We start from the raw sequence: 10,584 nt of genomic DNA, 5'->3' as shown, positions 1-10,584 counted from the left end.
ACTGCTCCTATGATAGTGTAGCATTTGCTATGTGAAAGTAGGACATTGCCAGGCTCCAAATAAGAGAAACCCGTTACAGCGATGTAACGGGTTTTTTGTTGTCTGGGATTTAATAAATAGCCGAACTCAGTAGAAAAACGAAACAGCTCGAGGGCGAGCCCTACGAAAGGCCGACCCGACACAATGATAATGTAGCATTTGCTATGTGACTCTCTACCGCTGTGGGCACTACGACATCGCCAAGCTCCAAATAAAAGAAAGCCCGACTAGCAATAGTCGGGCTTTTTTACGTCCGTAGAAAAGTGAAATGCGGACAATTAATGTACACTTATCTACTTCTAGAATGTAGGTCGAGTGAGCGAAGCTACCCCCGACGCTAAAAAACATCGATTATAATTATAGTGTTCTTATCTCACGAGCTGGATTACCAGCAACAACAGTATCCGCCTTTACATTTTTAGTTACTACAGAACCCGCACCAATAACACTGTTATCCCCAATGCATACGCCCGCTAAAATAATTACACCTGCGCCAATCCATACGTTGTTGCCTATTGTAATAGGAGCAGCAAAGTTTTCTTTATTCAGTCGCTGTGTAGGGTTAACAGCATGGGATACAGTCAATAGCTGAACATTGGGGCCAATTAAGCAGTCACCACCAATGCTGATAGCTCCTTCACTAATTGGGGCATCTAATACCGTACAGTTAATGTTTATGAAGCTACGATCACCAATAGCTATTTGATTACCATAATTGCAATGAAAACCTGATTCTATAATTACGCCTTCACCGCATTGAGCGAATAGCTCTTTAATGCGTTTTAAATTACCTTTACTCGGGCTTTTATTGAAGAGTCGGCATATTTCGCCTGTTTGTTTACGTAGGGCTAAAAGCTCTTTGTTTAAGCTATTAAATGGCTGCATTAAGGTTTCTTTGTTTAGTTAAGAGATGCTGTGACTATTTTACCTTTATTATTACTCGTTGAAAGCTGCTTTATTTTTGCTCGTTCACTTGCCATTTAACTTGTTTCGTTTAGAATTGCACATCTTTCGAAACGAAACTTAATCTACGAGCTTTATGACTAAACGAAACACCCAGCAACGCCGTCATTTAATACTTACTCAGGTAAATGAGCTAGGTGAAGTGGCTGTTGAAAAGCTCGCTGAGCAGTTTCAAACATCTGAAGTAACCATTCGTAAAGATTTAACCGCGCTTGAAAAAAGTGGCTTATTACTGCGCCGTTACGGCGGTGCTATCGCACTGCCAAAAGAAATCGTCACCGACGAAATAGACTCTAAGCGCAAAGTAGCAATAGCAAAGGCTGCTGCTGCACTTATAAAAGATCATAACCGTATTATTATTGATAGCGGGCGTACTACGGCCGCTATGATCCCAGAGCTTGCAAATAAGCGCGGGTTAGTTGTAATGACTAACGCGATTAAAGTGGCGAGCCGTTTACTATCACTTGAAAACGAGCCAACACTTTTAATGACTGGCGGAACATGGGATCCGCATTCTGAGTCGTTTCAGGGGCAAGTTGCCGAAAACGTATTATGCTCTTATGACTTTGATCAGCTATTTATTGGTGCTGACGGCATAGATGTAAAACGCGGCACGACTACCTTTAATGAGTTAGTCGGCTTAAGCCAAGTTATGGCAAAAGCCGCACGTGAAGTAATAGTAATGGTTGAATCAGATAAGATTGGCCGAAAAATACCAAATTTAGAATTACCGTGGAAAATAGTAACCACATTAATAACCGATACTGGCTTAGCAGATGATAAACGCAAAGCGATTGAGGCGTGTGGTGTAAAACTAATTTGTGCAGAGATTATTGAATAGTAACTACAAAGCTAGTTACTAGAATTAAAAAATTAATGGAGACACTATGTGTGGAATAGTTGGGGCAGTTGCTGAACGTCCAGTAAATAAAATTTTAGTTGAAGGCCTTAAACGTCTTGAATACCGTGGCTACGACTCTGCCGGTGTAGCACTTTTAGAAGGCTCTACGCTAAATACTGTAAAAGCAGTAGGTAAAGTAGTTAACGTAGAAGCTGCACTTGAGAAAGCAGGCGTTAGCGGCCATACAGGTATTGCACACACTCGCTGGGCAACACACGGTAGTGTAACTGAAGAAAACGCTCACCCGCATGTATCAAACAACCAACTAGCACTTGTACATAACGGTATTATTGAAAACCACGCAAGCCTACGCGCATCACTTAAAGAAGAAGGCTACGAGTTCTTATCTGAAACCGATACCGAAGTAATGGTGCACTTAATTCATAAGCTTCGTAAGCAACACACTACGTTACTTGCATCTGTTCAAGCAGCGGTTAAGCAATTTGAAGGTGCATTTGGTACCGTTGTATTTGATAAAGCAAACGACAACGAAATCATCGTAGCGCGCTCAGGTAGCCCACTGGTTATAGGTTTAGGCCTTGGCGAAAACTTTATTGCTTCTGATCAGTTAGCACTATTACCTGTTACTCGCAGCTTTATATTTTTAGAAGAAGGCGACGTAGCCCGCATTACGCGCGACACAGTAGAAATTTTTGATGAAAATGGCGATGCTGTAGAGCGTGAAGTTGTTGAATCAAATATCACACAAGATGCTTCAGGCAAAGGCGATTACCGCCACTACATGCTAAAAGAAATCTACGAGCAACCACTTGCGGTACGCAATACCCTTGAAGGACGTTTAAACGACGACCGCGTAGCAATTGATGCCTTTGGCGACAGCGCTCAGCAAATATTTAAAGATGTAAAACACGTACAAATTATTGCCTGTGGTACGTCATACCATTCAGGTATGGTTGCACGTTATTGGCTTGAGCAATTTGCGGGTGTTAGCTGTAATGTTGAGATTGCCTCTGAGTTTAGATACCGTCAGTCGTTTGTTCATGAAAACAGCCTACTTGTGACTATTTCACAATCGGGTGAAACAGCCGATACGCTAGCGGCATTACGTTTAGCTAAAGAGCAAGGTTACATGGCATCAATGACCATTTGTAACGTACCGGGTTCATCGCTTGTGCGCGAATCAGATCTAGCCTTTATGACCAAAGCCGGCGCTGAAATTGGTGTAGCTTCTACTAAAGCATTTACAACGCAATTAGTTGGTTTGTTAATGCTTACTGCGTCTATAGCGCAAGAAAAACAGCTTGATCAAAGTGCCATTGTAAATGCAATTAAAGTACTTCCTGCTAAGCTTGAAGAAACATTACTACTGGCAGATGGCATTGCAGACCTTGCAGAAGAATTTGCCGACAAGCATCACTCACTGTTTTTAGGTCGTGGCTCGCAATACCCAATTGCAATGGAAGGTGCGCTTAAACTTAAAGAGATTTCATATATTCACGCAGAAGCCTACGCAGCGGGCGAGCTTAAACATGGGCCACTTGCACTTATTGATGCCGACATGCCAATTATTGTTGTAGCGCCAAACAATGAGCTATTAGAAAAGCTTAAATCAAACGTAGAAGAAGTACGTGCACGTGGCGGCATTATTTACGTATTCGCAGATAAAGATTCACACTTTGAGTCAGACGACACAATGCGTGTAATCAACGTAAACCACACTGACGACATTATTGCGCCAATTGTTTACACACTGCCATTACAGTTACTCTCGTATTACGTAGCGGTAATTAAAGGCACAGACGTTGACCAACCACGTAACTTAGCTAAATCGGTTACTGTTGAGTAAAATCAAAAGGTTGGTAATTACCTGTTAAAGATAAAAAGGCGCTTAATGCGCTTTTTTTGTACCTTAAAGCCTGTTAGATTAAATAACACACTATTTTCTAAAGGATTAGTAATGCGTTTATTAACCGCTGTTTTTATATGTAGTTTATTTATATTTTATTCTAGTAGCACACTTGCAGAGCCTGATTTAAAACAGCAAACCATTAGTTATACGCAACAAACACATACTATTAAATCAGCCGTTTTAAATGAGCAACGTACCGTTGTAGTCCAGCTTCCAAAGAGTTATCAAGCTAATCCAGACAAGGTTTATCCGGTCATTTATCGCCTTGATGGCGCGGGTAATATACCGCTTATAAGTGCAGTGATGGAGCGATTACAAAATGATAATCGTGTGCCTGAAGTTATTATTGTCGCTATTGAAAATACCAATCGCTTAAGAGATTTATACCCCACAGTTAATAAAGAGCCACAAGGCCCGGTAGGTGAAGGCGGTGGTGCAGTAAAGTTTTTAGCATTTATTGAGCAAGAGCTTATGCCCTTAATTAATAAAAGTTACCGTTCGCACAACTTTAATGTAATTGCTGGGGCTTCTGCGGCAGGCGTGTTTGCACTTTATACAATGCAAGCTAACCCTGAGCTTTTCCAAGCACACATTGCTTACAGCCCTGCGGTTTGGTGGAACTATGGCGCACCGGTAAAAGCGGCTAAGTCGTTTATCAATAAATCAAAAGATCTGAATAACTATGTTTATATAAATATTGGTGAAGAAGCTGGCTTAATGCGTGAGCGATATAATGAGCTGCAGCAAGCTTTGCAATCTAATAGCTTGCCAAATTTACGCTTCTTTAGTGACGCGTTTAATAATGTATCGCATAACCTGACTTCGGTTGCTGGTTCATTTAATGCCTATCACAACTTATTTTTGCCTAAACAAATGCCTATGAGTGCTTTAAGCGATGATATAGAGTCTATTGATGTTTATTATAAAAAGTTATCTCAACAATGGGGCGAGCAGATTGCGCCACCGGATCGCGCTGTTAGATCACTCGGTTATAACTTAACGGGCAGCAAGCAATTTACCCGTGCTATTGAAGTGTTTAAGTACAATATAAAAAACCACCCAAAATCAGTCGATGCGTTTTCTGCCCTATCTTATGGCTATGAAATGCAAGGCGATACTCGCCAAGCGCTTGAACAGATGGAGTCTGCTTTAGCCATTACAAATGAATCATATCCTTATATAAATTATTTAAGAGAAACAAAAGCTAGGTTACAAGCAGAACTTAGCAAGAACTAATAATATTGCTAACTTAGTTGTTGGCTTTTTATGAAAGCCTCTTTAAGTTTGGAGTGCTCACGGTGACAGTCAAATTTCCTCGAAGCTTGTAGCTCGACGCTCGCAGCCATTACTTAAACCACATTAAAATCACTAATCCCTACTTAATAAGCGCTAAATACGCTAAAATTACAGGCTACTTTTTTAGCAATAAGCCCACAATTTTATGACCTCAGCAACAAGCCCTAGCACCTTTAACGATCTTGGCCTTATTCCAGAGCTACAAGCTCGTTTAACCGATTTGGAATATAACCAACCTACGCCAATTCAAGCTAAGGCGATTCCAAGTGTACTGGCTGGTAGCGATTTAATTGCGGGGGCAAATACTGGCTCAGGTAAAACAGCGACGTTTGCATTGCCTATGCTACAAACCCTATTTGTAGAACAAGGCGCTAAAAAAACAGCGAGCAAAGGTAACTTTGTCACTGGGCTTATTTTGGTACCTACGCGCGAGCTTGCTACGCAGGTGGCCGATAGCGTTAAATCGTATTCTGCTAACTTTAATGGCGCCATTAAAACGGTGGCGGTGTTTGGTGGTGTGTCGGTTAATACACAAATGCAGGCTCTACGCGGCGGCGCCGATATCATTGTTGCAACGCCAGGGCGTTTGCTCGATTTAATCTCAAGCAATGCTATTAAGCTCGATAAAGTAACAACCTTAGTGCTTGATGAAGCCGACCGCATGTTAAGCCTTGGCTTTACCGAAGAGCTGGCTGAGTTATTAGCGTTAATGCCTGCTAAAAAACAAACTATGTTGTTTTCAGCAACCTTCCCAGAGCAAGTAACACAATTAACGCAAGAGCTGTTAACCAACCCAGTAGAAATACAAGTTCAAAGTAAAGACGAAAGTACCTTAGTACAGCGCGTATTTACGGTTAATAAAGGCGAAAAAACCACGGTTTTAGCGCATTTAATTAAAGCGCATAAATGGCGCCAAGCACTTATTTTTGTAAACGCTAAAAAAGACTGTGAGCACTTAGCAGGTAAGCTTGAAAAGCGTGGTATTAACGCACAGGTATTTCATGGTGATAAAGGCCAAAGTGAGCGTACTCGCGTAATTGAAAAGTTTAAAGCGGGCGAAATAGAAGTACTTATAGCCACCGATATAGCAGCCCGTGGTTTAGATATTGCCAAACTGCCTGTTGTTATTAACTTTAACTTACCGCGTAGCCCCGCTGATTATATGCACCGTATTGGCCGAAGCGGCCGTGCCGGCGAAGTTGGCCTAGCGTTATCGTTAATTGATTACGAAGACTTTCATCACTTTAAAATAATCGAGAAAAAAAACAAACTGCGTTTAGAGCGTGAGGAAGTAACGGGTTTTGCGGTAAACCAAGCAAATCTTGATGCAGCACAAGCACTTAAAAACGAAAAGCCAATGGCAAAGCCTGAAGGCACAGGTAAGAAAAAGAAAAAAAATAAAGCCGATGATATAGATGATGTATGGAGTGGTTGGAGAAAAAAATAAGCTTTAACACTATATGAGTCATTAAATCCAAGTCATTAAAAAAACCCTGCAAATTATGCAGGGTTTTTTTTGGTATTAGCTTAGCTGTGTAGCAAATTAAAAATCAGTAGGTGCTGGTGGCACTACTAAAGGTTGCTTAGGGTTTGCTTTAAGCTCCTTTAATAACTCTTGTACAGCACGTTCTATTGATGGATCTTGGCCTTTATAAATAAGCTCTGGGCGATCAACCACTTTAATATCAGGAGCAACGCCTTCGTTTTCTATAATCCAGTTACCTTGGGTATCTAAAATACGGAAAGTAGCCGCAATAACTTGCCCGCCATCTACAAGAGCAGGGTTGCCAGAAATACCAATTAAGCCACCCCATGTACGCGTACCAATTAGCTTACCTAAACCCGCTTGGCGGAAGTAGTAAGGAATTGCGTCACCGCCTGAGCTTGAATAGCCGTTTATTAGCATTGCTTTAGGGCCGTCGTGCGCAAACTGTGGCGTTTTGGTCGGCTCTGTACCTCGGCGCTTCCAATAGTTAAGTGGTTTACGTGCAAGCCAGGTGATCATGTGCTCAGGAATATAGCCACCGCCATTGTAACGGTCATCAATAATCATGGCGTCTTTGGTGGTTTGCGGCATGTAATTTTTAAACATGGCGCGGTTACCTTCATATGCGGTATTTGGCAGGTGTACGTAGCCAATACGCCCGTTTGATAGCTTATTAACGTAGGCTGCACGCGAGTTAACCCAATCTAAATAACGCAGGCCTTGCTCACTGGCTACAGGTTTTACAGTTACTTGCCACGCGCCTTTGCTACGCGGTTTGCTGTTTAGCACTAGCTCCACTTGCTCGCCTTGGGTGTTTTCAAGGAGTTCGTAAAAGTTAGCCACGTCTTTAACCGAGCGGCCGTTTACCGCAATTATGTAATCGCCGTTATGTGCTTTTACGCCTGTAGTACCCAGTGGTGAGCGGAAATCGTCATGCCAGTTTTCACCTTTGAAAATTTGCTCTATTTTTACATAACCCGATGGATCGCTTGCAAGCTTAGCGCCTAATAAACCGTGGTTTTTACGCTCGGCTTTTGGCATATCACCCGATTGCACGTAAATATGACCAGAGTTAATTTCGCCGGCAATTTCGCTAAGCACGTAATCAAGGTCGCTACGATGGCTAATAGCATCAGCCATAGGCTGGTATTTAGCTAAAATAGCATCCCAATCTTGACCGTGGTGGTTTTCGTCGTAGAACCAGTCACGCAATGTGCGCCAGCCTTCTACGTACATTTGTTGCCACTCAGCTTGCGGGTTGATTTTAAGCGTCATTTTGCTTAAATCGAGCTTGTTGGCGTCTAGGTCTTGCTTTGGTTTAGGCTCAATTAAGCTGTAACCGCCGCTTGTATGTACAAGCAGATGCTCGCTGTTGCTCGATATAGTGTAATGGCTAACGCCTTTAGCCACGGTTTCTAGCTCGCTATCGTGTTCGGTGCCTATAAGTTGTAATCCGCCATTAGCAAGCGTCAGTACGCCGTCTTTTACTGCGGTTAAGCCACGGTAATCGCCAGCAGGAGCATTAAGCGCGGTAACACGTTGCATAAAGTCGTTGCTTTGCAGTGCGTTTTTAACTTTTTTGTCGCCTTCTTTTTCGTCGTCATCGTCTTTTACAATCGTGGTTTCATCACTTTGTAAGGCAATAAGCGGTTTAACACTGTCGTTTACTGCAGCCGCATAAATACGGGTGGCGCGGTTAAACATGTAGTCAAACTCGTAGCTGCTAAACGCAAGGTTAAAGTCGCGCTCAGAGCTAAAGTAAAGGTATTGGCCATCTGGCGAAAAGGTTGGGTTTTGCTCGTTACTCATTTCGTCTGTTAGGCGCGTTACTTTTTCTTTTTTAAGGTTGTAGTGCCACAGTGAGGCATAACGGTTTTCGTTATTTTTAACATACACAATGTCTTGGCTGTTAGGCGACCACGTATACTGAGTAATGCCGTCTTCGTCGTAAATGCCGGTATCAATTTTGTGTTGCTTGCCCGATTTTGCATCTAACCACCACAGTGTGTGGTTTTTATCTGCAAACAACAGCTTAGTGCTATCGGGTGACCAAATAGGCGTAAAGCGCCAAATAGTGCCATTACTAGTGAGTTGTTTAATGGCATTATTTTTACTGCGATCTTTTAGGTAAATTTCGTACTCGCCGCTTTCATCGCTCATGTAAGCAATGTAACGCCCATTTGGCGACCAGCTTGCGTCTATTTCACGGCTCTTATCTGTGTACGATAAGTTACGCGTAGGGCCTTGTTTAACAGGTACACTAAACAGCTCGCCACGGGCTGTAAATACAGCACGTTTGCCATCGTGAGAAATCGACATAGAATCAATAAAGTCGCTTACATTTTTGCTGTACGGCATAGCGTATTGGCGCACACCTGCAATGTTAATGCTCAGCTTAGTGCTTTTTTGTGTTTTTGCGTCAAAGCGATATAAGTAACCGCCGTTTTCGTAAACAACCGCATTAGGGCCTGCTGAGGGCCAAAGTACGTCAAAGTTTTTAAAGTTGGTGAGCTTTTTAGGCTCACTGCCTTTGCGATATTGGTAAAGGTTTAGTGTGTAATCACGGTCAGATACAAAATAAATATTGTCGCCAACCCAGGTAGGTTGCTGGTCGGTTGCACGGTTAGTGGTAAGTTGCTCTGAAGTGTTATTTTCTAAATCGTAAATCCATACGTCTTGCGCGCGCCCGCCACGGGTGCGTTTCCAAGTACGAAACTCACGGTCAATGGGCGTATAAACATACTTGCTACCATCCGGTGAGAGCATACCGCCGCCTGTTTCTGGAATAGCTAAAGGTTGCTCAAGGCCACCGTCGGCAGGGACCATATAAGGGCGACCCATACGTTTTCCCCATGGTGTGCGGTTTGCTCTAAACACCACATTTTTACCATCGGCGGTCCAATCTAAAACGCGGTAATCAAAGCCACCACGCGGCGGCATTGGGCCAACATCGTTGTAGTATGTAAGCTGCTTAAGGCCTGAGCCATCGCTGTTAATTACATAAACTTGGCGGCTGCCGTTATACTCAGCCGAAAACGCAATACGCTTACCATCAGGAGAAAACTTAGGAAATGTTTCAAAACCAATGTGGTCGGTTAAACGTTTGCTTTCGCCGGTTTGTGTATTAGCAATATAAATATCGCCGCTGTAAACAAAGGTCACGTTTTGGTTATGAATATCAGGAAAGCGTAGTAAGCGAGTGTCTTTAGTTTCATAGGCCGATACGCTCGGTGCAATAACCGCAGCCAAGGCAAGCGCCAATGTTGTTAATTTTTTCATGGGATTACATCCTATATTAATAGCTGTTACATCATAACAATAAGGTTATAAATAGCGATGCACTTGCGATAAAAGGTCTGTTACAAAATGTGAATAAAAAAAGGTTGGCATTAAAACGCCAACCTTCAGGGAGTACTCTTTTTTAAAGAGTGAAATTAGTGGTCGTGATCGTCTTCTTCTTCCTCTTGCGCAATACCAAGCCAAGTAATTGCACTAGGAGCAAAAGTAAGCTCAACCTCACTTTCAATTTCTAAGTCTTCAAGGTGTACTTGCACAACGTGCTGAGCAATAGGCTCGGCGTTTATTGCTGTGGCTCATTGGTTTAATTACCAACAATGCCTTAAACAAAATGACGATAACTGCCCGTGTTCAAGCGCTGAATCTGATCAGGTAGCTTAGCTTTATCAGTGCTACAAACAACTAACGTGTAGCACTTTAAATTAATCCCCTAGTGTTTAAATTTTTTAATAGCCTAAAGCTAAAAGTGAGTTAAAGTAATCATCCAATATTGGTTTATTACGCTTGGCTTAGGTTAGGGCGTGCTGATCTTTGCGGATTGAAATTTGTTCAATCTAGGGGCGATTAAATCGCGGCGCGAGGTTTGTAACCTAGTGGGCTAAGTAAAAACCGAGTAACAAAGAGTTTATCGCCCCTAGGCAGAACCCGAAGGGCAGCGCATGTTTGGCATTTATGCTGCGTTATCGCCTATTTATGGGGAATAACCACACTTCATAGGCTCTGCCTTGCCGA

The 10,584-nt window shown here is 42.5% G+C and carries 6 protein-coding genes and 1 pseudogene; 4 read left to right on the top strand and 3 right to left on the bottom strand.

Annotated features, from left to right (window positions below):
- Positions 1 to 396 precede the first annotated feature (396 nt).
- Positions 397 to 924: a sugar O-acetyltransferase gene (locus CWB60_RS08800; protein ID WP_138579399.1), complete on the bottom strand. Its 528-nt coding sequence runs from the start codon at positions 922 to 924 to the stop codon at positions 397 to 399.
- Positions 925 to 1,078: 154 nt separating this feature from the next.
- Here CWB60_RS08800 and CWB60_RS08795 point away from each other — a divergent pair, with 154 nt between their 5' ends.
- From CWB60_RS08795 to CWB60_RS08780, 4 genes are all read left to right on the top strand, one after another.
- Positions 1,079 to 1,843 carry a DeoR/GlpR family DNA-binding transcription regulator gene (locus CWB60_RS08795; protein ID WP_121638182.1) on the top strand — a complete coding sequence of 255 codons (765 nt, stop codon included), beginning with the start codon at positions 1,079 to 1,081 and terminating at the stop codon, positions 1,841 to 1,843.
- A gap of 46 nt (positions 1,844 to 1,889) precedes the next feature.
- Positions 1,890 to 3,710 (top strand): glutamine--fructose-6-phosphate transaminase (isomerizing), encoded by a 1,821-nt coding sequence (gene glmS, locus CWB60_RS08790; protein ID WP_004588894.1) that lies wholly within the window; start codon positions 1,890 to 1,892, stop codon positions 3,708 to 3,710.
- Positions 3,711 to 3,821: 111 nt separating this feature from the next.
- Entirely contained in the window at positions 3,822 to 5,009 is a 1,188-nt protein-coding gene (locus CWB60_RS08785) for an alpha/beta hydrolase-fold protein (protein WP_138579401.1), read from the top strand.
- Positions 5,010 to 5,214: 205 nt separating this feature from the next.
- Positions 5,215 to 6,516, top strand: coding sequence for a DEAD/DEAH box helicase (locus tag CWB60_RS08780; RefSeq protein ID WP_138579403.1), 1,302 nt, complete (start codon positions 5,215 to 5,217; stop codon positions 6,514 to 6,516).
- 96 nt (positions 6,517 to 6,612) lie between these two features.
- Here CWB60_RS08780 and CWB60_RS08775 read toward each other — a convergent pair whose 3' ends face one another.
- Both CWB60_RS08775 and CWB60_RS08770 read right to left on the bottom strand, forming a co-directional pair.
- Entirely contained in the window at positions 6,613 to 9,834 is a 3,222-nt protein-coding gene (locus CWB60_RS08775; RefSeq protein WP_138579405.1) for a S41 family peptidase, read from the bottom strand.
- Positions 9,835 to 9,989: 155 nt separating this feature from the next.
- Positions 9,990 to 10,133: pseudogene (locus CWB60_RS08770) on the bottom strand (5-methyltetrahydrofolate--homocysteine methyltransferase); the annotation flags it as partial.
- Positions 10,134 to 10,584: the final 451 nt, after the last annotated feature.

Origin of the sequence: Pseudoalteromonas sp. S327 (assembly GCF_005886415.1) — a bacterium.
GTDB classification, from domain to species: Bacteria; Pseudomonadota; Gammaproteobacteria; order Enterobacterales; family Alteromonadaceae; genus Pseudoalteromonas; species Pseudoalteromonas atlantica.
The sequence above is the reverse complement of the archived record's forward strand: the minus strand, read 5'-3'. Positions and strand labels throughout refer to the sequence as shown.

Coding starts and splice junctions, on each gene's coding strand:
- CWB60_RS08780 (WP_138579403.1), top strand. CDS start 5,215: ATGACCTCAGCAACAAGCCCTAGCACCTTTAACGATCTTGGCCTTATT.
- CWB60_RS08775 (WP_138579405.1), bottom strand. CDS start 9,834: ATGAAAAAATTAACAACATTGGCGCTTGCCTTGGCTGCGGTTATTGCA.
- CWB60_RS08795 (WP_121638182.1), top strand. CDS start 1,079: ATGACTAAACGAAACACCCAGCAACGCCGTCATTTAATACTTACTCAG.
- CWB60_RS08785 (WP_138579401.1), top strand. CDS start 3,822: ATGCGTTTATTAACCGCTGTTTTTATATGTAGTTTATTTATATTTTAT.
- glmS (WP_004588894.1), top strand. CDS start 1,890: ATGTGTGGAATAGTTGGGGCAGTTGCTGAACGTCCAGTAAATAAAATT.
- CWB60_RS08800 (WP_138579399.1), bottom strand. CDS start 924: ATGCAGCCATTTAATAGCTTAAACAAAGAGCTTTTAGCCCTACGTAAA.